At 66.8% G+C, this 21290-nt stretch carries 19 protein-coding genes; 12 read left to right on the top strand and 7 right to left on the bottom strand.

Annotated features, from left to right (window positions below):
- Positions 1-26: 26 nt before the first annotated feature.
- The 4 genes from uidB (at position 27) to PV761_RS07970 (ending at position 6419) form a co-directional block, all read left to right on the top strand.
- Entirely contained in the window at positions 27-1409 is a 1383-nt protein-coding gene (gene uidB, locus PV761_RS07985; protein ID WP_347895725.1) for a glucuronide transporter, read from the top strand.
- A 45-nt stretch (positions 1410-1454) separates the two neighbouring features.
- Positions 1455-2684, top strand: a complete 1230-nt coding sequence (manD, locus tag PV761_RS07980; protein ID WP_028272270.1) for a D-mannonate dehydratase ManD — start codon at positions 1455-1457, stop codon at positions 2682-2684.
- Between the two features lie 94 nt (positions 2685-2778).
- Positions 2779-5079, top strand: a complete 2301-nt coding sequence (locus PV761_RS07975; RefSeq protein WP_347895906.1) for a gluconokinase, GntK/IdnK-type — start codon at positions 2779-2781, stop codon at positions 5077-5079.
- 80 nt (positions 5080-5159) lie between these two features.
- Positions 5160-6419: an FAD-dependent oxidoreductase gene (locus tag PV761_RS07970; protein WP_347895723.1), complete on the top strand. Its 1260-nt coding sequence runs from the start codon at positions 5160-5162 to the stop codon at positions 6417-6419.
- Here the strand turns inward: PV761_RS07970 and PV761_RS07965 are convergent.
- From PV761_RS07965 to acsA, 5 genes are read right to left on the bottom strand one after another with little or no spacing between them, the layout of a single operon-like run.
- Complete coding sequence (locus tag PV761_RS07965) at positions 6408-6650, bottom strand: acyl carrier protein (RefSeq protein ID WP_347895721.1); 243 nt, start codon at positions 6648-6650, stop codon at positions 6408-6410. The genes PV761_RS07970 and PV761_RS07965 overlap by 12 nt on opposite strands.
- Positions 6647-8113, bottom strand: coding sequence for a 2-oxo acid dehydrogenase subunit E2 (locus tag PV761_RS07960; protein WP_347895720.1), 1467 nt, complete (start codon positions 8111-8113; stop codon positions 6647-6649). Before PV761_RS07960 ends, PV761_RS07965 begins: the two co-directional genes overlap by 4 nt.
- Complete coding sequence (locus tag PV761_RS07955; RefSeq protein ID WP_347895719.1) at positions 8106-9086, bottom strand: alpha-ketoacid dehydrogenase subunit beta; 981 nt, start codon at positions 9084-9086, stop codon at positions 8106-8108. Before PV761_RS07955 ends, PV761_RS07960 begins: the two co-directional genes overlap by 8 nt.
- Positions 9083-10084 carry a pyruvate dehydrogenase (acetyl-transferring) E1 component subunit alpha gene (gene pdhA, locus PV761_RS07950; RefSeq protein WP_347895718.1) on the bottom strand — a complete coding sequence of 334 codons (1002 nt, stop codon included), beginning with the start codon at positions 10082-10084 and terminating at the stop codon, positions 9083-9085. Before pdhA ends, PV761_RS07955 begins: the two co-directional genes overlap by 4 nt.
- Complete coding sequence (gene acsA, locus PV761_RS07945; RefSeq protein WP_347895716.1) at positions 10081-11904, bottom strand: acetate--CoA ligase; 1824 nt, start codon at positions 11902-11904, stop codon at positions 10081-10083. The genes pdhA and acsA overlap by 4 nt, the downstream gene beginning before the upstream one ends.
- A 138-nt stretch (positions 11905-12042) precedes the next feature.
- Here acsA and pyrE point away from each other — a divergent pair, with 138 nt between their 5' ends.
- From pyrE to PV761_RS07925, 4 genes are all read left to right on the top strand, one after another.
- Positions 12043-12627, top strand: a complete 585-nt coding sequence (pyrE, locus tag PV761_RS07940) for an orotate phosphoribosyltransferase (RefSeq protein WP_347895714.1) — start codon at positions 12043-12045, stop codon at positions 12625-12627.
- Positions 12628-12774: 147 nt separating this feature from the next.
- On the top strand, positions 12775-13551 hold the full coding sequence (locus PV761_RS07935; protein ID WP_028272261.1) for a GAF and ANTAR domain-containing protein: 777 nt from the start codon (positions 12775-12777) through the stop codon (positions 13549-13551).
- A gap of 122 nt (positions 13552-13673) precedes the next feature.
- Positions 13674-14267, top strand: coding sequence for a hypothetical protein (locus tag PV761_RS07930; RefSeq protein ID WP_347895711.1), 594 nt, complete (start codon positions 13674-13676; stop codon positions 14265-14267).
- A 50-nt stretch (positions 14268-14317) separates the two neighbouring features.
- Complete coding sequence (locus PV761_RS07925; RefSeq protein WP_347895709.1) at positions 14318-15361, top strand: thioesterase domain-containing protein; 1044 nt, start codon at positions 14318-14320, stop codon at positions 15359-15361.
- Positions 15362-15392: 31 nt separating this feature from the next.
- Here the strand turns inward: PV761_RS07925 and PV761_RS07920 are convergent, their stop codons facing one another.
- Positions 15393-16223 (bottom strand): HAD-IIA family hydrolase, encoded by an 831-nt coding sequence (locus tag PV761_RS07920; RefSeq protein ID WP_028272259.1) that lies wholly within the window; start codon positions 16221-16223, stop codon positions 15393-15395.
- A gap of 144 nt (positions 16224-16367) precedes the next feature.
- On the opposite strand from PV761_RS07920, the gene PV761_RS07915 reads away from it, so the two are divergent.
- The 3 genes from PV761_RS07915 (at position 16368) to PV761_RS07905 (ending at position 18667) form a co-directional block, all read left to right on the top strand.
- Positions 16368-17051, top strand: coding sequence for a TrmH family RNA methyltransferase (locus PV761_RS07915; RefSeq protein ID WP_028272258.1), 684 nt, complete (start codon positions 16368-16370; stop codon positions 17049-17051).
- 165 nt (positions 17052-17216) lie between these two features.
- Positions 17217-18236: a class II fructose-bisphosphate aldolase gene (fbaA, locus tag PV761_RS07910; RefSeq protein ID WP_028272257.1), complete on the top strand. Its 1020-nt coding sequence runs from the start codon at positions 17217-17219 to the stop codon at positions 18234-18236.
- A 2-nt stretch (positions 18237-18238) separates the two neighbouring features.
- Entirely contained in the window at positions 18239-18667 is a 429-nt protein-coding gene (locus tag PV761_RS07905; protein WP_028272256.1) for a DUF3151 domain-containing protein, read from the top strand.
- Between the two features lie 63 nt (positions 18668-18730).
- On the opposite strand, the gene PV761_RS07900 is transcribed toward PV761_RS07905, so the two are convergent.
- The gene (locus PV761_RS07900; protein ID WP_028272255.1) at positions 18731-19363 is read right to left on the bottom strand and encodes a uracil-DNA glycosylase; all 633 of its coding nucleotides are present in this window, start codon (positions 19361-19363) and stop codon (positions 18731-18733) included.
- 436 nt (positions 19364-19799) lie between these two features.
- Between PV761_RS07900 and PV761_RS07895 the strand changes: the two genes are divergently transcribed.
- The gene (locus PV761_RS07895; RefSeq protein ID WP_028272254.1) at positions 19800-21089 is read left to right on the top strand and encodes an adenylosuccinate synthase; all 1290 of its coding nucleotides are present in this window, start codon (positions 19800-19802) and stop codon (positions 21087-21089) included.
- Positions 21090-21290: the final 201 nt, after the last annotated feature.

The following is a 21290-nucleotide window of genomic DNA, read 5'->3' as shown; positions in this document are numbered from 1 at the left end:
GCGGCACCGGGTAAAGGAGCCCAATCATGAAAAAACCCAGCAAACTAGGAAAGCTCAGCATCCTCGGCTACGGCGCCGGCGATGCCGCCAACAACCTCGCCTTCACCACGGCCACCATGTTCCTCCTGGTCTACTACACGGACGTTGCAGGAATCTCGGCCGCAGCGGCAGGCACCCTGCTGCTGGTGGTCCGGATCTTCGACGCCTTCGCCGACGTTTTCGCCGGCCGCATGGTGGACCGCACCTTCAGCAGGCGCTTCGGGAAGTTCCGTCCGTTCATCATGTTCGGCTCCATCCCGCTGCTGCTCCTGAGCGTGGCAACGTTCTCCGTCCCGCAGCTCGGCGAATCCGGCACCCTGCTCTACGCCTACGTCACCTACGCGGCACTCGGCCTGGCCTACAGCCTGGTCAACATCCCCTACGGCTCCCTGGCCGGCGCCATGACCCAGGACCCGGGGGAGCGCGCCAAGCTTGGCTCCGCCCGCATGGTGGGCGGCCTGCTGGTGGGTTCGGCCCTCGGCATCTTCGTGGCACCGCTGATCAAGCCGGGCGCTGACCTGCAGTCAACCTTCACCACCATCACCCTGGTGTTCGTCGTTATCGGCGCAGCCCTGTACTTCTTCACCGTCATGACCGCCAAGGAACGCGTCCACCGCGCCGTCCCGAACGTCTCGGTCAAGCAGAGCATGGAAACCCTGAAGGGCAACAAGCCCCTCCTGATGCTGTGCATCAGCTCGTTCTTCTTCCTCTCCGGCTACCTGGCACTGACCTCGGTGCAGCTGTACTACCTGCGCGACGTCCTCGGAAACCTGGGCCTGTACCCGGTGCTGTCCATCATCCAGCTGGCCGCCACCTTCGTGCTGGCCGGGTTCATGCCCAGGCTGGTCCGCTCCATCGGCAAGAAGCGCGTCTACATCTACTCGTCGGTGCTCACCGTCATCGGCGGAACCATCATCTTCTTCACCCCCGCCAGCCAGGTCTGGATCGGTTTTTCCGGCCTCGTGATCAGCCTCGTGGGCGTCCTCGCCGTCAACATCGTGGTGTGGGCCCTGGAAGCCGACACGGTGGAGTACGGAGAATGGAAGACCGGCGTCCGCACCGAGGGCATCACCTACGCGCTGTTCTCCTTCACCCGCAAGACCGGCCAGGCCGTGGGCGGCGCCCTCGCCGCCTACGCCCTGGCACTGGGCGGCTACAAGTCCGGCGGTGCACAGACTGCCGACGCCCTCTTCGGAATCCAGCTTGCAGCCGGCGCCATCCCGGCAGTGCTGACCATCCTCGCCGTCCTGGTCATGTCCAAGTACAAACTGACCGACGCCATGCACGCCGAGATCCTCAACGAAATCCAGGCACGCCGCACCGGCGAAGAAACCGCAGACGCCGCCAAGCCCCTCACCACCTCCAACTAAGCCCCGACCCACTCCTCGACCCAGCCCCGCTCGAAAGGAACAGCTGTGAAAATCATTGCCGCGGAAGTCTTCGTGACAAGCCCGTCCCGTAACTTCGTGACCCTCCGGATCACCACGGAGGACGGTGTGACCGGCATCGGTGACGCCACACTGAACGGCCGCGAGCTCGCCGTCGCCGCATACCTCAAGGAACACGTCGCACAGCTGCTGATCGGCAAGGACCCGCACCGGATCGAGGACACCTGGCAGTTCCTGTACCGCAGCTCGTACTGGCGCCGCGGCCCGGTGACCATGGCCGCCATCGCCGCCGTGGACATGGCGCTGTGGGACATCAAGGGCAAGGTGGCCGGCATGCCGGTGTACCAGCTCCTGGGCGGTGCCTCCCGCAACGGCCTGCGTGCCTACGGCCACGCCTCCGGCGCGGACATCCCCTCCCTGTTCGACTCCGTCCGCGAGCACCTGGAACTCGGCTACAAGTCCGTCCGCATCCAGACCGCCGTTCCGGGCATCAAGGCCGTCTACGGCGTCGCAGCCCAGGCCCAGGCCTCCGGCGAACGCTACGACTACGAGCCCGCCGGCCGCGGCGCGTTCCCGGTGGAAGAGGACTGGGACACCCGGGCCTACCTGCGCCACCTGCCCACCGTGTTCGAGGCCGTCCGGAACGAATTCGGTCCGGAACTGCCGCTGCTGCACGACGGCCACCACCGCATGACCCCGATCCAGGCCGCCAAGCTGGGCAAGGCCCTGGAACCCTACGACCTGTTCTGGCTCGAGGACTGCACCCCGGCCGAGAACCAGGAAGCCCTGCGCCTGGTCCGCCAGCACACCACCACTCCGCTGGCCATCGGTGAAATCTTCAACACCGTGTACGACTACCAGACCATCATCAAGGAACAGCTGATCGACTACGTCCGGGCAGCCTCCACGCACTTCGGCGGCATCTCCCCGCTGAAGAAGGTCATGGACTTCGCCGCGCAGTACCAGATCAAGTCCGGCTTCCACGGCCCCACCGACATCTCCCCGGTCGGTTTCGCCGCGCAGCTGCACGTGGGCCTGGCCATCCACAACTACGGCATCCAGGAATACATGCAGCACTCGGACAAGACCAACGAGGTCTTCCAGCAGTCCATGACCTTCAAGGACGGCTACCTGCACCCGGGCGACAAGCCCGGCATCGGCGTCGAATTCAACGAGGAGGCAGCGGCCGCGTTCCCGTACCAGCAGGCCTACCTGCCCTACAACCGCCTGGTTGACGGCACCGTCCATGACTGGTGAGGCACGAGTCGTGACAGGACACCCCGTGACAGGACACCCCGTGACAGAACAATCCGTGACACAACACGGCAGCACCAAGCACCGCATCATCGTTATGGGCGTCTCCGGCTGCGGCAAGACCACCATCGGCGACCTGGTGGCCCGCGAGCTGGGCGTGCCGTTCCTCGACGGCGATTCGCTCCACCCCGTGGAGAACGTCGCCAAGATGGCCGCCGGCACGCCCCTGACGGACGAGGACCGCTGGCCCTGGCTGGCCACCGTGGGTTCCGAACTCGCAGCCGCCGGCAACGGCGGGCTGGTGCTGGCGTGCTCGGCGCTCAAGCGAAGCTACCGTGACGCCATCAGGGAACAGGCGCCGGACACCGTGTTCCTGCACCTGCACGGCAGCAAAGAGGTGCTGAGGTCACGGACTGAAGGCCGCTCCGGGCACTTCATGCCGCCTGCCCTGCTTGATTCCCAACTCGCAACGCTGGAACCGCTCGACGCCGACGAAGCCGGCATCGTGGTGGACATCGCCGCGCCCGTGGACCAGGTGGTGGCCCAAGCGCTGGCCGGGATCGCCGCCGTCGTGAACGCTGCCGGGGCTGTTAACGCCGACGCGGCCACCGCTCCGGCGGGTGCCGCCGACGGTGCCGCGGGCACCCAGCCGCGCCAGTTCGACGTCGACCTCACGGCCGCGCCGTTCAACCTCGACGACGCAGCGGTCCAGTGGGTGAACAGCACCTTGGAGTCGATGAGCCTCGAGGAAAAGATCGGCCAGCTGTTCATCAACCACAACAACGACTACTCCCCGGAGTACCTCGACGGTGTGCTGGAGAACTACCACGTGGGCGGCATGCGCTACCGGCCGGGCCCCTCCGCCGCCGTGCAGGAGCACATCCGCTACGCGCAGTCCAAGACCCGGATCCCGCTGCTGGTGGCCTCCAACCCGGAAATGGGGGGAGCCGGAAGCTGCGACGACGGGACGTTCGTGTCGACGCACCTGCAGGCCGGCTCGCACCCGGACAAGGCCATCGCCCGGCAGATGGGCCAGGTGGCCGGCGTCGAAACCGCCGCACTGGGCTGCAACTGGGCGTTCGCGCCGATCGTGGACATCCACTACAACTGGCGGAACACGGTCATCTCCACCCGGGCCTTCGGCAACACGCCGGAGATCGTGGTGGAGCGGGCCAAGGAGTACTTCGACGGCATCAGCGAGTCACCCACCGCCTGCGCCATGAAGCACTTCCCGGGCGACGGCATGGACGAGCGCGACCAGCACGTGGTCACCTCGTACAACACCCTCGGCTATGAGGAGTGGAACCGGAGCTACGGGCACGTCTACCGGGAAATGATCGGGCACGGCGTGCAGTCCATCATGATCGGCCACATCGGGGCGCCGGAACTGTCCCGGCACTTCCGTCCCGGCCTGGCGGACAAGGACATCCGCCCGGCCACGCTGGCGCCGGAACTGCTCCAGGACCTGCTCCGCGGCGAACTCGGCTTCAACGGACTGATCCTCACCGACGCCTCACAGATGATCGGCCTGACCCAGGCCATGAAGCGCCGTGACCTGGTGCCGGCCACCATTGCGGCCGGCTGCGACATGTTCCTGTTCTTCCGCAACCCCGCGGAAGATTTCCAGTACATGCTGGACGGCTACAAGTCCGGCGTCATCACCGAGCAGCGCCTGCATGACGCGCTGCGCCGGATCCTTGCCCTCAAGGCATCGCTCGGTTTGCACCGGAAGGCACGCAACGAGCGAGTGCCGCCTGTGGAAGCACTCGCCGTGATCGGCAGTGATGCCCACCGCGCTGTCGCAGCCGACATCGCGGACAAGACCGTCACCCTGGTCAAGGACACCGCCAACAACCTGCCCATCACGCCGGCGACGCACAAACGAATCCGCCTGTACGGCATCTCCGGAGGTTCGGACTTCACCCGCGCCGACCCGCTGGCGTACCTGGACACCGTCAAGGCGGAGCTGGAAAACGCCGGCTTCGAGGTGCACCTGTTCAAGACGGCGGACCAGCGCGAGGCGGCAGGGGAGACCGGCGTGAACTTCATGTCGGTCATCTCCGAGGAAGCCACCGGCGACTACGCGGACAAGTACGACGCCGCGTTCGTGTTCGCCAATGTGAAGGGCTTCGCCCAGGAGGCAGCCATCCGGATCAAGTGGTCCACCCCGATGGCCGCGGAGATCCCGTGGTACGTCACCGAGGTCCCCACCGTGTTCGTCTCGCTCAACCAGCCCAACCACCTGATTGACGTGCCGATGGTGAAGACCGCCATCCACGCCCACGCAGGGTCGCCCGAGGCCATTCGGGCGACCATCCAAAAGATCATGGGCAGCTCGGAGTTCCAGGGAACGTTCAACGAGAACGTGTTCTGCGATTCCTTCGACACCCGGCTCTGATCCGGTCCAGGCAGGACACCAAGGCCGCACGCGCAGCAATTGCGCGTGCGGCCTTTGTGTGTCCGGCGTAGCGTGGGTGCATGGAGCAAACGGGGTGCGTTGTTGCCGGCGGAGGGCCGGCGGGGATGATGCTGGGCCTATTGCTGGCCCGGGCCGGTGTGGAAGTCACGGTGCTCGAAAAACACGGCGACTTCCTGCGGGATTTCCGCGGCGACACCGTGCACGCCTCCACCATCAGGCTGATCGACGAACTGGGACTCGGCGACGAATTCCGGAAGCTCCCGCAGAGCAGGTTGAACGCCGCCGCCTTTCCCCTCCCCAACGGCGGGATGCTGACGCTCGGCGATTTCGCCTCCTTGAAGCCGCCGTACAACTACATCGCCATGATGCCGCAATGGGACTTCCTGAACTTCCTGGCCACCGAGGCCGCGCGCGAACCCACGTTCAGACTGCTGATGAGGCATGAAGCCACATCGTTGATGTTCGACGACGGCCGCGTCACCGGCGTCCGCTACCGGACCCGTGGGGGCAGCGAAGAGGCAAGTACCGAGGGGGCGATCCACGCGGACCTCGTGGTGGCCACGGACGGGCGTCATTCGGTGCTGCGCCGCTCCGCCGGCCTGCAGCCGAAGGAATACCCCGTTCCCTTCGACACCTGGTGGTTCAAGCTCCCACGCCACGCGTCGGAAAAAGGCGCCGTGGCGGGCATCGTCCCGGCCTTCCGGGGCCGCGAAGCCATGATTGCGCTCTTCCGCGACGACTACTACCAGATGGGGTACCTCGGCCCCAAGGGAACGGATGCCCGGATCCGTGCCGAGGGAGTTGAACGGTTCAGGGAACGCGTCGCCGCGCTGCGGCCGGACCTGGCAGACCGTGTGGATGCCATCCGTTCATTGGATGACCTTCACTTCCTGGATGTGCGGCTGGACCGGCTGCGGCGCTGGTACGTGGACGGGCTGTTGTGCATTGGCGACGCCGCCCATGCCATGTCCCCGGCAGGCGGGGTGGGCATCAACCTGGCCATCCAGGACGCGGTGGCCGCGGCCGCGCGGCTGGCCCCGGGCTTGCTGCAGGGGCGGGTGACAGTGCATGATCTCGCCGCGGTGGAACGGCGGCGCCGGATGCCCACCGTTCTGCTCCAGACCGTCCAGCGCATCATGCACCGGGCGGTTTTCGTCCCCCTGTTCGCCGGGAGGAGGGCCGGGGTTCCGTCAGTGGTGTTGTTCCTTGCCAGGCGCGTTCCGGCGCTGACAAGGCTCATGCCGCGGCTCATCGCCTTCGGGCCAAGGCCGGAGCACGCGCCCGGCTTTGCCCGCCGGGCCCAGCGCTCAGCCGCGTAAGGCGACGTAGTCGATCAGGCCCTTCACCGTGGCCACGGAGGCGTAGTCGCGTTCAGGGATGTCCACGCCTGTGGCCTCATCGATGGTTTCCACCAGCCTCAGGAAATCCAGCGAATCCAGCTCAAGGTCCTGCCGCAGCCGGGACCCTTCGTCGAGGCCGTCCAGCTCCACGTCCGGGGCTACCTGGTTGATGGCCGCGCGCACGGCCTTCCGCGCCTCCTGCTCATTCATAGCTCCTCCGGTTTTTGCAGCAGTTCGTCGATCCGGGCCAGGAAGCGGGCACCCCGGAGTCCGTCGCTCACCCGGTGGTCGGCGGACAGTGTGGCGGTGACGGCGGGCCGCACGCCCAGCATGCCGTCCTGCGCCCAGGGCTGCTCCACCACCTTGCCCAGGCCCACCATGGCCACCTGCGGCGGGTAGATGACGCCGTACACAGACTCCACTCCCAGGTCGCCCAGATTCGTGACCGTGATGGTGGGATCGGCCATTTCCGCGCGCTGCAGGCGCCCCGCCCGGGCCCTGCCCACCAGGTCCCGGAGCTTCTGCATCAGTACGTCCACGGACAGGGTGTCGGCATCGTGGATGGCAGGCGCCACCAGGCCTCCGTGCCGCAGGGCCACGGCCACGCCGAGGTGCACGGTGCTGCTCGGCCGGAACACCCCGTCTGTGAAAAAGCCGTTGACTTCCGGGATCTCGCGCGCGGCCACGGCTGTCGCCTTCAACAGCAGGGCGGACGGAACCAGCCGCGAGGCCACCGGACGCTGTTCGTTGACCTGTTGCATCCACCCGATGGCGGCGCGGAGGTCCAGCGTGGTGCTGACGTAGTAGTGCGGGATGGACTGCTTGGAACGGGTCATGAGCGAGCCGATGGACCTGCGGAGGCTGGACAAGCGGTCCTGCGCGTCCGACGGCGGTGCCTCCTCCGCGGGCTGCGCCTCTGCTGCCGTCGCTTCCGCTGCCGTCGTTTCCGCCGCTTCCGCCGAGGCGGCACCTTCCGCGGAAGCGGGCGCCCCGGCTCCCTGCACGGCACGCTGGATGTCAGCCTCGGTGACGGCGCCGTCCGGGCCCGTCCCCGGCACCGTGCCGATGTCGACGCCGAGCTGGTCCGCCAGCCGCCGTGCCCGGGGCGAGGACCGCACCCGGGTCCCGCGGGGTGCCGGGCCAGCAGCCGGAGCCGGGGCAGCTTCAGGAACCGGGGCAGCTTCAGGAACCGGCGCGGCTTTTGGCACCGGCCCGGCTTCAGGAACCGGCCGAGCCGGCTGCACGGCCGCCGCGCGTTCCACGTCGGCGCGGGTGACCGCGCCGTGCTTGCCTGTGCCGCGGATTCCGGACAGGTCCACACCAAGCTGGTGGGCCAGGTGCCGGACCGGGGGAGGAACCTGCGCCGCGGCTGCTTCCGGACCTGCCTGTGCCGGCGGGACCGCCGGCTGCCCCCCTGCCTGGCCGGCGCCGTCGTCCGGGGTCTGGGTGATCCGGGCCAAGGGGGTGCCGATGGGAACAGTGGTGCCAACATCCACCAGGAGCTCGGCCACCACGCCCTCTTCGAAGGTCTCCACGTCCATGACGGTCTTGTCCGTGTCCACCACGGCCACCACATCTCCGCGGTGCACGTAGTCGCCGGGCTTGATCAGCCACTCCACCATCTTGCCGTGCTCCATGTCCGCGCCCAGGGACGGCATCCTGAAATCACCCACGCGCGCCGACCGCCTCGCGGGCCGCGGCGGCGATGCGTTCCGCCGTGGGCAGTGCAGCCAGCTCCAGGTGTTTGGCGTAGGGCAACGGCACTTCGGCGCTGCAGACGCGGCCCACCGGTGCGTCCAGGTCGAAGAAAGCGTTCTCGGTGATCCGGGCGGACAGCTCTGCGGAGATGCTGCCGCTCCGCCAGCCCTCGTCCACCACCACGGCGCGGTGGGTCCGGGACACACTCCCCAGGACGGCGGCGTCGTCGAGCGGGCGCAACACGCGCAAATCCAGCACCTCAGCGTCGATTCCCTCGGCTGCCAACTGCGTGGCGGCGTCGAGCACTGCCGGCAGCGTTCCGCCGTAGGTGATGAGCGAAATGTCCTTGCCGGGGCGGCGGACGGCGGCCGTGCTGATATCCACCGGGCCGGCGTCGTCAGCGAGGTCCCCGGCCACGTTATACAGGGTTCCGTGCTCGAAGATCAGCACCGGATCCGGGTCTTCCAACGCCGTCCACAGCATCCCGCGGGCGTCCTCGAGGGTTGCGGGGGTGAGGATCCGCAGCCCCGGGATGTGGGCGTACCACCCCTCCAGGCTGTGCGAATGCTGGGCTCCCAGCTGGCGCCCGGCGCCCGTGGTCATCCGGATGACCAGCGGCACGTTGAACTGCCCGCCGGACATGTGCAGCAGGGTGGCGGCGTTGTTGACCAGCTGGTCCAGCGCCAGCAGGCTGAAATTGACGGTCATGATCTCCACAATGGGCCGCATCCCGCCCAGGGCGGCCCCGATGCCGGCGCCCACAAAGCCGGATTCGGACAACGGCGTGTCCCGGATCCGCTCCGGGCCGAACTCCTCGAACAGGCCAAGGCTCACGGCGAAGCATCCGCCGTACGCGCCAACATCCTCGCCCATGAGGAACACCCGCTCGTCGCGCTGGAGGGCGTCCCGGATGGCTGCCCGCATGGCTTCGCGGTAGGTGGTCTTCATTGCGGGCGCCGCTCGCTGTACACGAACCGGGTCAGTTCCTCCACCGGCTCCAGCGTGCCGGCTTCGGCAAACTCGACGGCGGCCTTCACCTCCGCGTCCACGTCCTGCTGGATTTTCTTCCAGTCCTTCTCCGTCAGCTGGCCGGCGTCTTCCAGCGCTTTCCGCAGCGTGTTGATCGGATCGCGTTCCATCCAGCGGGAGACCTCCGTTTTTTCCCGGTACCGTTCGGGATCGAACATGGAGTGGGCCCTGAACCGATAGGTCCTGAGCTCGAGGAAGTGCGGTCCGCCGCCGGACCGGACGGCGTCCACGGCGCGGCGAGCAGCCTCTTCGACGGCGAGCACATCCATCCCGTCCGCGGACCACGAGGCGATTTCGTAGCTGGCCGCCTTGAGGGCAATATCGGTCTGCGATTCGGAGCGGGCCAGGGCCGTGCCCATGGCATACAGGTTGTTCTCGCAGCAGAACAGGACCGGCAGCTGCCAGAGCGCGGCGAGGTTCAGGCTCTCGTGGAATTCCCCTTCGGCAACGGCGCCTTCGCCGAAGAAACAGGCGGTCACCCGGGAACGGCCGGACATCTTGTCCGCGAGCGCCAGGCCAACGGCCAGCGGCAGTCCGCCCGCCACGATCGCGTTGCCTCCGTAGAAGCGGGTGGCGGCGTCGAACAGGTGCATGGAGCCGCCGCGGCCCCGGCAGCAGCCTTCAACATAGCCGTACATTTCGGCCAGGATGGCGCCCGCGGACACGCCGCGCAGCAGCGCATGGCCGTGTTCCCGGTACGTTGCCACCACGGCGTCGTCCGGAGCCAGGGTACTCATCACCCCCGCGGCGACCGCTTCCTCGCCGATGTAGACGTGCAGGAACCCGCGGATTTTCGCGGCACTGTAGAGCTCCACACACTGCTCTTCGAGCCGCCGCACCCGCAGCATCTGATGGAGCAGGTGGCGTGTATGGTCGGAGTCCGCGCTTCCGGATCCCCGCGCTGCTGTGCCGCTCACGCCGGCGCTCCGGGGTAGGTGCCGGCCGGGGTCTCGATGGTTGACGTGTCACCCTCGGGGAGGCCGAGTTCGCGGGCTTTCAGGAGCCGCCGGAGGATCTTGCCGCTCCGGGTCTTGGGCAGCGCGTCGGTGAAGTCCAGCAGCCGGGGGGCCACCGCCGGGCCGAGCCGTTTGCGGGCAAAGCCGATGATGTCCAGCTTGAGCGCCTCCGAGGGCTGCCACCCGGTGCGGAGTTCCACGAAGGCCTTGACCACTTCGCCGGCAACGGCATCGGGCACGCCGATCACCCCGGCCTCGGCCACCGCTTCGTGTTCCATCAGCGAACTCTCCACCTCGAATGGTCCGATCAGGTGCCCGGAGGACTTGATGACGTCGTCGCCCCTGCCGACAAACCAGAAGTACCCGTCGGCGTCCTGCCTGGCCAGGTCTCCGGTGAGGTACCAGCCTCCGGCGAAGCAGCGCCGGTACCGTTCGTCTTCATGGAGGTAGCCGCGGAACATGGACGGCCAGCCCGGCCGGAGCGCCAGTTCGCCCACCGCATCCGGTTCGGTGAGCAGCACGGCTTCGCCGTCCCGGAGCGCCGGTTTGCCGTCCGGGTCCCGGGCCAGAATCGCGGCCTCGATGCCGGGCAGGGGCCGGCCCATGGAACCGGGCCGGATCTCCATAGCGGGGTAGTTCGAAATCATGATGCCGCCGGTTTCGGTCTGCCACCAGTTGTCGTGGACGGGCTGGCCGAAGGCTTCCTGTCCCCACACCACCACTTCGGGGTTGAGCGGTTCGCCGACGCTCGCCACAAACCGCAGGGCGGACAGGTCATGCCCGGCGGCGTGGCCGGCACCGGCCTTCATCAGCATGCGCAGGGCGGTGGGGGCGGTGTACCAGACCGTGACGTGCTGCTCTGCGAGGATCCGGTACCACCGGTCCGCGTCCATCTCCTCTTCGTCCACGATGGTGGTCACGCCGTGGGTGAGGGGAGCGATCACACCGTAGGAGGTGCCGGTGACCCAGCCGGGGTCCGCCGTGCACCAGTAGATGTCGTCCGGGTGCAGGTCCAGTGCAAAGAAGCCGGTGGCGCGGTGGGCGGTGACGGCGTCGTGCACGTGGATCGCCCCTTTGGGGGTGCCGGTGGTGCCGCTGGTGAAGTGCAGCAGGGCCATTTCTTCGGCGCGGGTGGACGCCGTCTCCAGCGGCTGCGCGTCCCGCATGAGTTCGGCCAGGTCCAGGGTGCCCGGGTCCGGCCGGCCCTCGGCATCGATCAAGAGGACGTGCTCCAATTCCGGCAGCAGGTCCCGGATCTGCAGAACCTTCCGCCGGTACAGCGCCCGGGTGGTGACCAGGGCGCGGCCGGCCCCCAGTTGAAGGCGCTGGCGGACGGGTTCCGGGCCGAAGGCGGAGAACAGGGGGCAGAAAACGCTGGCGTTTTTGAGCGTCCCCAGTACCGCGACGTACAGCTCCGGGCTGCGGCCCATGAGCGAAAAGACCCGTTCCCCGCGGCCGATTCCCAGCCCGTGCAGGACGCCGGCAAACCGTGCGGTCCGTTCGGCAAGTTCCGCGTAACTGAGGGAGCGCGCGGTGCCGTCGGCGCGGATGAAGCGCAGGGCCTCGTGGCCGGCCCGTTCGCCGGCGGCATGGCGGTCCACGGCCTCGAAGGCTATGTTGACGCCGCCGTCCGGCAGCCCTGCCAGCTCATGGCGCGCCTCATCCCAGGAGAAAGTGGCGCGGCTGGCGTCGTAGTCCACCATGTTGGGGCGGACGGCCAGGCCAAGGACGTCCTTCGGGATTGCGGGCCAGCGGGTCGATGGAGCGGTTCCGGCCGTCATAGTTCAATCGGACTCCTCGCCGGGAGAACTGGATAGAGTAGAAAGTCCCGTGGGACGCCCCCGGCCCGCTCTCCGGCCTGTTCTCCTGCCGGGGCAGGACGCGCCGTCACAAACCGCGGAGCCACTAAACTGGACCCCATGACTGCCACCAGCCCCCGTGCAGCTGACGCTGCTGCCGCCCGTGCCCGCCTGCTTGAACTCATCAAGGAACTCGCCGTTGTCCGCGGCAAGGTGATCCTGTCCAGCGGGGCCGAGGCCGACTACTACATCGACCTCCGACGCATCACTTTGCACCACGAGGCGTCCAAGCTCGTGGGCCAGGTCATGCTCTCGCTGATCGACGACGCCGGCATCGACTTTGAGTGCGCCGGCGGCCTCACCATGGGCGCCGATCCGGTGGGCACCGCTGTGATGCATGCCGCCGTGGACGCGGACCGCACCGTGGACGCGTTTGTTGTCCGCAAGGCCCAGAAGTCCTACGGCATGGGCCGCCAGGTGGAAGGACCCTCCGTCGAAGGCCGCAAGGTCCTGGTGCTCGAGGACACGTCCACCACCGGCGGATCCGCACTGACCGCCGTCGAGGGTGTCCGCAAGGCTGGCGGCAACGTTGTGGCCGTCGCCGTGATTGTGGACCGCGACACCGGCGCCAAGGAAAAAATCGAAGCGGAGACCGGCGTTCCCTACCTGTTCGCGTTCGGCAAGGATGAGCTCGGCCTGAGCTAGCGTGCGGGCCGGCGGCGGCGCACTCTGCAGCAGCGCGATTCAGCCGCATGATTCAGCCGGGAGCTAACCCCGCTTGAACGGCCAAGAGGCGGGACCCTACAATTTGCGTAGCTCAAATTCAAGTCACGCACCTGGAGAGACCGCGCCATGCTCCCGTCCAACCCAGCACCGAACCCAGTTCCCAACACCGTCGAACAGATCCAGAACCTCATCCTGGAGAGTGCCGACTTCGAGGAATTCCTCAACGAACTGGCGCGCTTTTCCGCGCACCAGATGGCGGGCGACGGTGACGACGCCCTCTGCGGCATCACGCTGCTCCGGGATCGCAAGGCGGCCACCATCGGCTGGAGCAGCGATTCGGCGCGTGAGGTGGACGAGATCCAGTATTCGCTCTCGCAGGGGCCCTGCCTGACGGCTGCCGAGGAGGAGCGGGAGGTCCACGTCCCGGACCTTTTCGAAGAGGACCGCTGGGGCCCGGACTACGCCGACGCCGTTGCCTCGCACGGACTGCGTTCAGTGTTGTCCCTCCCGTTCCACCTCCAGGGCGATGCGAAGGCCGCCCTGAACCTCTACTCGGATGTCCCGCACAAGTTCGATGAGAAGGCGGCGGCGCGCGCCCGGGGGTACACACGCGAAGTGTCGCAGGCGCTGCGCCTGGCCGTCAGGTTTTCGCTGCACACGGACAGCGCCACCAACCTCCGGGCAACGCTGGAGTCCCGCACCACCATCGACATCGCCGTGGGCATCGTGATGGCGCAGAACCGCTGCAGCCAGGAAGCGGCCGTGCAGATCCTGACGGACGCGTCCAGCAACAGCAACGTCAAGCTGCGGGACATCGCCAAGTCCCTGGTGGATTCCGTCGGCGGGGCGGGCACCCGGACCCACTTCGAGGAGCCCAGGCAGGGCAAGTCCCGGGTGGGCTGACCGGAGGCAGGCCCGGGACAGCCTGACCCGGGCCGCACTGCGGGGCTTGTGTTGCCGGCGCGCGGAAGCTACGCTGTCCGAGGTTGAGCCGTCGGCCATAGACACCCTTTTTTGGAGTACCTATGGACCGCAAACTTCACGCCCTCGTTAAGCTGGACGTCGCCGCCGACGTTGTTCGGATCGATGTCCGGGGCAGCCTCAACCAGGAATCCCGACCCGCCTTGGTGCACGTCATCCGCCGTATCCGCCGGATGGGTGTCACTGCCCACATCCGGGTGGATCTCTCCCAGGCCGCGTTCGTGGAATCGCCCGCTTTGGTGGGGCTCCGCAACGACCTCAACGCGGTCGACGGCGGCACCTCCGACGGCGGTCCTGCGGCGGGTTCCGGCGTTTCACTCGAATTCATGCCCAGGCTGGACAGCATGGGCCCTGATGCCGGACCCGGTGTGAAGACTGTTGAAATCACCGGTGAATTCGCCGCCTCCATCGACCCCTCCGGTTGCGGACCGCTGGCCCAGTACTCCGACGACGAACTCCTGGCTGCCAGCGACTCGGTCTTCGGGTTGCTGGACGATCCCGCTGCCATTGCCGGAACAGAGCTGCTGGCGCAGTATGACGCGATCGGGGTGGAAATTTCGCGGCGGGAGAATGCAGAAGCCGGCCGGAACGCCGCAACGGAGGCCCTGCGGGCCCTTCCGGCCGAGCCCGCGAACTAGCCGGTTTCGCTCGTTTCATATCCGGCTTCCGCTGTGGCTACGGTAGAGGTGTGCCGCAAGTCCAGGAGCCACCACAGCCTGAGGGCGGCCCCGGATCAGCCGAGGGCCGCCTCCTCAAGCATGCAGCAGAACTCAGGCGGTTTTCCCGGCGCAACTTCCTGGCGGGGGCGGGTGCGGCAGCGCTGCTGGCCACCGACATGTTTTTCACCCGGTACGTCCAGGCCGAGCGCCGCACCAACAGGATCCTGACGGTGGGCGATGATTTCGCGGAGAGCTACTACCCGAACGCCAGCTGGATCCTGTTTCCCGGCTACAAGACCAGCTGGGAGGAAGCGCAGTGGATCCTCAATTCCCTGCGCGGTGCACTGCGCCAGCGCGGCCAGCTGGCCGCCGTCGGCTATTCCAACCAGGGGCTGGACATTGACCAGATCGTGATTGCGGTGATTGAGCATGTCCGGGCGAAGCAGCTGACCAGCCTGTATTTCTACGGCCACAGTTTCGGCGGCATGGTGGCAACCCAGGTTGCTGCCCGGCTTCGGGAACTGCACGGCGTGGAGGTGGAATTCATCCTGCTGGACTCCAGCCCGTACAGCAAGTACGACGTCCTGGACCAGAGCTGGTTCGAAGGCGTGGTGGTGCTCTACGAGGGCGGATTCCGGGTTCCCACGGTGCTGCGCGGCGGGTACGAGCTGGGCGAACGCATCGTGCACAAAGATGAACGGTCCTGGCGCCAGGTGGTGGACCAGAGCCTGGAGCAGCTTTCACCGATCGCGCCGTCCAGTGTGCTGATCCAGTCCGAATCCGCCTACATCTACCACTTTGATGCCACCCGGTTCGCGGACAAGCTGGGCGGGACGCGGATGGCCTTCATCGGCAATCCCCGGGACGGCACCGTGAATTACCAGACAGCCCGCGAATCGTGGTCGCGGACGTTTGCGGCCAACATGGTGTCCAATGACCGCCGAACCGACGACGCCCTTCCGGCGCATGCCAGCCCCCAGTGGAACCCGTTTGTCTACCGGCCCATCCTGGAGGAGCTGCAGGATGAGATCTTCCCGCTGCCTACCGGCGGCCCCAAGATGACCGCCTTCTGACCTGCCCCCGAAGCCTGCGCCCGGAGCCTGACTAGATCTGGCTCTTGAGGTCAGCCACCGAGTTCAGGATCTGGTTGGGCCGGAACGGGTAGGCGGCAATGTCGTCCTTGTGCGTGATTCCGCTGAGGACCAGCACGGTGTGCAGCCCGGCCTCCATCCCGGCGATGATGTCCGTGTCCATCCGGTCGCCGATCATGGCGGTGGTCTCGGAGTGGGCGTCGATCTGGTTCATGGCCGAGCGGAACATCATGGGGTTCGGCTTGCCCACAATGTAGGGTTCGCGGCCGGTGGCCTTGGTGATCAGTGCTGCGATGGCGCCGGTGGCGGGCATGGGGCCGTCCTTGGACGGGCCGGTGGCATCCGGGTTGGTGGCGATGAAGCGGGCGCCGGCAAGGATCAGCCGGATGGCCATGGTGATGGCCTCGAAGGAGTAGGTGCGGGTTTCGCCGAGCACCACGAAGTCGGGGTTCTGGTCGGTGAGGATGAAGCCGGCCTCGTGCAGCGCCGTCGTGAGTCCTGCTTCGCCGATGGTGTATGCGCGGTTCCCGGAATCCGAGCCGCGCACCTGGTCCTTCAGGAACTGGGCGGTGGCCAGTGCCGAGGTCCAGATGTTCTCCTCCGGGATCTCCAGGCCGGAGGACTTCAGCCGTGCGGCCAGGTCGCGGGGCGTGAAGATGGAGTTGTTGGTGAGCACCAGGAAGCGCTTGGACGTGTCCACCCAGCGCTGGATCAGTTCCGCGGCGCCGGGGATGGGCTGGTTTTCGTGGACCAGCACGCCGTCCATGTCCGTCAGCCAGCATTCGATCTCCTGGCCGCTCCGGTAGAGCGCTGCCGATGAACGTACTTCGTCTGACTTTGCCATGCTGATCCTCCAACGGTGATGGGCCGGTTCCGGCTCCCAGTCTGTCATTTTTGGCGCGCCGGAACATCCGGAACCGAAGAATGACGGACCGGACCGGGCCGGCCGCTGGAAGCTGGACGGCTACGCCGCGGCTAAAGTTGAAGCGTGACTGACCCCCAGACCCCAGCAGCGCCCGCCTCCCCGCCTGGTTCCCCCTCCGGCGAGGAACCGGAGCCCAAGGCGGAGGTCGGCGTCGGGCCCTGGGAAGGCGAGCTTCCCGAAGGGGAACACTGGGACCCGGACCTCCTGGCCGACGGCGACCGCCGCAACGTGGTGGACAAGTACCGCTACTGGAAGCACGAGGCGATTGTGGCGGACCTGGATTCGAAGCGCCACGACTTCCACATCGCGATCGAAAACTGGCAGCACGACCTCAACATCGGCACCGTGGTGCGCACCGCCAACGCGTTCCTCGCCAAGGAAGTGCACATCATCGGACGACGCCGGTGGAACCGTCGCGGGGCCATGGTCACCGACCGCTACCAGCACGTCCGCCACCACCCCACCGTGGAGGACTTCGTGGCGTGGGCGCAGGGGGAGGGGCTGGCGATTATCGGGATCGACATCTTCCCCGATTCCGTGCCGCTGGAAACCTACGACCTCCCGAAGAACTGCGTCCTGGTGTTCGGCCAGGAAGGTCCGGGCCTGACACCGGAGGTCCACGAGGCGGCCCTGGACACCCTGTCGATCGAGCAGTTCGGCTCCACCCGGTCCATCAACGCGGCGTCCGCGGCCGCCATCGCCATGCACGCCTGGATCCGCAGGCACGTGTTCAGCCAGTCCGTCTAGTCCCTTCGAAGTGCCACCTCGGTGCAGCGGGCCAGTGCAAAGTGTTACCCGGCCAGTGACCCGAAACACTGCCGCTTCGCAGAAATGGCTAGGATGGGTGCTAGCCGACGAGGTTCACTCCAGGGTCAACACAACCCGTAGACGAAATTCACTTTAGGAGTCAGCATGCCCATTGCAACCCCAGAGATCTACTCCGAGATGATCGACCGCGCCAAGGCGGGCGGCTTCGCATTTCCGGCCGTGAACGTCACGTCCTCGCAGACGCTGAACGCGGCCCTGCGCGGCTTCGCCGAGGCTGAGTCCGACGGCATCGTCCAGGTTTCCACCGGCGGTGCAGCCTACTGGTCCGGCGCCTCCACCAAGGACATGGTTGCCGGCTCCCTGGGCTTCGCCGCGTTCGCCCGCGAAGTCGCCAAGAACTACGGCGTGAACATCGCGCTGCACACCGACCACTGCCCCAAGGACAAGCTGGACGGCTTTGTCCTGCCGCTGCTGGCAGCCTCCGAGGCCGAGGTCAAGGCCGGACGCAACCCGATCTTCAACTCGCACATGTGGGACGGCTCCGCCGAGACGTTGCAGGAAAACCTCCGCATCGCCCGTGAACTGCTCGAGCGCACCGCTGCTGCCAAGATGATCCTCGAGGTCGAGATCGGCACGGTCGGCGGCGAGGAAGACGGCGTCGAGAACGAGATCAACGAAAAGCTCTACACCACGGTGGAAGACGCCCTGGCCACCATCGAAGCCCTCGGTGCCGGCGAGAACGGCCGCTACATCACGGCCCTGACCTTCGGCAACGTGCACGGCGTGTACAAGCCGGGCGGCGTGAAGCTGCGTCCGGAAATCCTCAAGGACATCCAGGCCCAGGTCGGCGCGAAGATCGGCAAGGACAGCCCGTTCGACCTGGTGTTCCACGGCGGTTCCGGTTCCTCGGACCAGGAAATCGCGGACGCCGTTTCCTACGGCACCATCAAGATGAACATCGACACCGACACCCAGTACGCCTACACGCGCCCCGTGGCGGACCACATGTTCAAGAACTACGACGGCGTGCTGAAGGTTGACGGCGAGGTCGGCAACAAGAAGACCTACGACCCGCGCGTCTGGGGTGCCTCCGCTGAAGCCGGACTCGCCGCCCGCGTGGTGGAAGCCACCAAGCAGCTCGGCTCGGCCGGAAAGACGTTCTAATCATGTCCGACGAATTCCGCAGGAACCTGATGGGCCCGGAGCCCACGCTCCTGCCCGCGGAGTCTGAGATCTACCAGCACCTGGCCCTCGGCCAGGAGGCACTGGATCTTGTGGCGAAGCACCCCACGTCCTCGCTCCTCTGGGCCATCCTGGCCGAGGAAGCCTGGAACGAGGGCCGGGTTGTCGACTCCTACGCCTACGCCCGCGTGGGCTACCACCGGGGCCTGGATTCGCTGCGGCGCAACGGCTGGCGCGGAGTGGGACCCATCCCGTGGGAGCACGAGCCCAACCGCGGCTTCCTGCGCGCCCTGTACTCCTTGGGCCGTGCAGCGTCCGCCATCGGCGAGGCGGAGGAACCGGAGCGCATTGAGAAGTTCCTCAATGACTCCGATCCCACTGCCAAGGCAGCCATCGGCGAAAACCTCAACTGAACAGACGACGGCGGCTCCCACCTTTCCGGGTGGGGAGCCGCCGTCGTTGTTGGTCCAGGGGTGCTAGTTCGCCTTGGTGAGGCCGGTGCGGGCCATGGCGTCAGCGTACGCAACGTGCATTTCGTCGAGGTACTGCTGCTGGCGGGCCTCGGTGCCGGCAAAGGCGCGGCCGCTGAGTGAACGGACCTTGTAGGTCTTCAGGCCGCGGCGCCAGAGCAGCGGCACTTCGGTCTTCAGGAGCAGCTGGGCCAGGCGGTTGGCCTCGGTGCCGTGCGCCACGATGACGGAGGCGCGGGGCACCAGCGCGAGGAACTTCAGCAGCGGCTTGAGGCCGGCCGAAATCTGGTCAGGCGTGAACTTGCCGTTGGGCTCGCCGGGGATGTGCCACGGGTGCACGTTCCAGGGCATGACGAATTCGGGGCGAAGGCCCAGCTTCCACTGCACGCCGAGCATGCGGGTGGCGGCTTCGCTGTCGCCGGCGGTGATGAAACCGGATTCATCGGCGGTGCCGATGTTGGAGTACAGGCTGATGATGCGGCACTCGTCGACGTCGTGCATCGGGTCCACGTACGGGACCACGGTGTCCGGCTTGAGGCTCTGGAAGGTGTCGCACAGCTCGTTGACAACTGCGACGTTGGGTTCGTAACGGCGGCTCAGAAGCTGCTCGCGGAAAGATTCAGTAGCCAGGGCTGTCATGTATTGCTGTGTCTCCTGCGGGATCGGTGACGCTGCCAGACCGGATTAAGGCATGCCAAGTACCGGGCACGCCATATACGGTGTGGTTTGAAAATGTGGTGAGTGGACCGATTCCTGATCGATCCTTACCAGTCTATCAAGCCCAGCGAAATGCCGGGCGGCGGCAGCGCTCGGGCACTTTGCCGCCCCCGATGCAGGCTCAAATCCCGGCCCCGGCGGGAAGCCGCTCCGCCAACAGGCGAAAGCGGTGCTTGTCACTCATATCGGCTAAACTTGGGTGGTAAGAGCCCCGGAACTCTTGCGTTGCGCGTGACGGTCAGCAGGCCGGAAAGGCGCGGCAGTGGAATTCGGGGCATTCTCATGAACGGCGCTGTCCCCTGGCGGTCACCTCGGTGAACCGGCTGCGGTGCGGCCCGAACGAATGGGGGAGGATCCCATGCCAGCAATCGTGATCGTCGGAGCCCAGTGGGGCGACGAAGGCAAAGGTAAAGCCACTGACCTGCTTGGCGGCCGCGTCGACTACGTGGTCAAGCCGAACGGCGGCAACAACGCCGGGCACACCGTCGTCGTAGGCGGTGAGAAGTATGAGCTCAAGCTCCTTCCTGCCGGCATCCTGAGCCCGAACGCGGTTCCGATCATCGGTAACGGCTGCGTGGTGAACCTCGAAGCCCTGTTCCAGGAAATTGACGGCCTGGAGGCCCGCGGCGCGGACACCTCCAAGCTCCGCGTCTCCGCCAACGCCCACCTCGTGGCCCCGTACCACCAGGTGCTGGACAAGGTCACCGAGCGGTTCCTGGGCAGCCGGGCCATCGGCACCACCGGCCGCGGCATCGGCCCGGCGTACATGGACAAGGTGGCCCGCCTGGGCATCCGCGTCCAGGACGTTTTTGACGAGTCCATCCTGCGCCAGAAGGTGGAAGGGTCGCTCCGCCAGAAGAACGAACTCCTGGTCAAGGTCTACAACCGCCGCGACATCGAGGTCGAGGAGATCGTCAGCTACTTCCTCTCCTTCGCCGAACGCCTGCGCCCGCTGGTCATCGACAGCACCTTCGTCCTGAACAAGGCACTGGACGAGGGCAAGGTTGTGCTCATGGAGGGCGGCCAGGCCACGTTCCTGGACGTGGACCACGGCACCTACCCGTTCGTGACCTCCTCAAACCCGACCGCCGGCGGCGCGTCGGTGGGCTCGGGCATCGGCCCCACCCGGATCTCGCGCTCCATCGGCATCATCAAGGCGTACACCACGCGTGTGGGCGCCGGGCCGTTCCCCACGGAACTGTTCGACGAGATGGGCATGTACCTGCAGAAGACCGGCGGCGAGTTCGGCGTCAACACCGGCCGCCCCCGCCGCTGCGGCTGGTACGACGCCGTGCTGGCCCGCCACGCCTCGCGCGTGAACGGCTTCACCGACTACTTCGTCACCAAGCTGGATGTGCTGACCGGCATCGAACAGATCCCGGTCTGCGTGGCCTACGACGTGGACGGCGTGCGGCACGACGAAATGCCCATGACCCAGACCGAGTTCCACCACGCCAAGCCCATCTTCGAGTACTTCGAGGGCTGGACCGAGGACATCACCGGTGCGCGCACCCTGGAGGACCTCCCGGAGAACGCCAAGAACTACGTGCTGGCACTCGAGAAGCTGTCCGGCACGCGATTCTCGGCCATCGGCGTCGGCCCGGACCGCGACCAGACCATCGTGGTCAACGACTTGATCAACGACTAACGGCTCTGAACTGACGGGCACGTATGACGTTCGACGGCGGCGGGTCACCTTGAAGGTGGCCCGCCGCCGTCGTTAACCGGTCTGCCGGCAACCGTGGGTGCCGGCTAGGGCGTGTCTCCTAAACCGGTGGCGTGCTGGCTGGAATGCTTGAGGGGTGTCGCGAACTTCTGTTTTGAGTGATGATCAGTGGTCCCGGATCGA

Origin of the sequence: Arthrobacter sp. CC3 (assembly GCF_039907775.1) — a bacterium.
GTDB lineage: Bacteria > Actinomycetota > Actinomycetes > Actinomycetales > Micrococcaceae > Arthrobacter.
The sequence above is the reverse complement of the archived record's forward strand: the minus strand, read 5'-3'. Positions and strand labels throughout refer to the sequence as shown.

Excerpts from the sequence above, each read along its gene's own strand:
- PV761_RS07975 (WP_347895906.1), top strand. The coding sequence starts at position 2,779 with ATGGGCGTCTCCGGCTGCGGCAAGACCACCATCGGCGACCTGGTGGCC.
- PV761_RS07900 (WP_028272255.1), bottom strand. The coding sequence starts at position 19,363 with ATGACAGCCCTGGCTACTGAATCTTTCCGCGAGCAGCTTCTGAGCCGC.
- fbaA (WP_028272257.1), top strand. The coding sequence starts at position 17,217 with ATGCCCATTGCAACCCCAGAGATCTACTCCGAGATGATCGACCGCGCC.
- PV761_RS07895 (WP_028272254.1), top strand. The coding sequence starts at position 19,800 with ATGCCAGCAATCGTGATCGTCGGAGCCCAGTGGGGCGACGAAGGCAAA.
- PV761_RS07920 (WP_028272259.1), bottom strand. The coding sequence starts at position 16,223 with ATGGCAAAGTCAGACGAAGTACGTTCATCGGCAGCGCTCTACCGGAGC.
- uidB (WP_347895725.1), top strand. The coding sequence starts at position 27 with ATGAAAAAACCCAGCAAACTAGGAAAGCTCAGCATCCTCGGCTACGGC.
- PV761_RS07965 (WP_347895721.1), bottom strand. The coding sequence starts at position 6,650 with ATGAATGAGCAGGAGGCGCGGAAGGCCGTGCGCGCGGCCATCAACCAG.
- PV761_RS07935 (WP_028272261.1), top strand. The coding sequence starts at position 12,775 with ATGCTCCCGTCCAACCCAGCACCGAACCCAGTTCCCAACACCGTCGAA.
- pyrE (WP_347895714.1), top strand. The coding sequence starts at position 12,043 with ATGACTGCCACCAGCCCCCGTGCAGCTGACGCTGCTGCCGCCCGTGCC.
- PV761_RS07905 (WP_028272256.1), top strand. The coding sequence starts at position 18,239 with ATGTCCGACGAATTCCGCAGGAACCTGATGGGCCCGGAGCCCACGCTC.
- PV761_RS07930 (WP_347895711.1), top strand. The coding sequence starts at position 13,674 with ATGGACCGCAAACTTCACGCCCTCGTTAAGCTGGACGTCGCCGCCGAC.
- PV761_RS07955 (WP_347895719.1), bottom strand. The coding sequence starts at position 9,086 with ATGAAGACCACCTACCGCGAAGCCATGCGGGCAGCCATCCGGGACGCC.
- acsA (WP_347895716.1), bottom strand. The coding sequence starts at position 11,904 with ATGACGGCCGGAACCGCTCCATCGACCCGCTGGCCCGCAATCCCGAAG.
- PV761_RS07970 (WP_347895723.1), top strand. The coding sequence starts at position 5,160 with ATGGAGCAAACGGGGTGCGTTGTTGCCGGCGGAGGGCCGGCGGGGATG.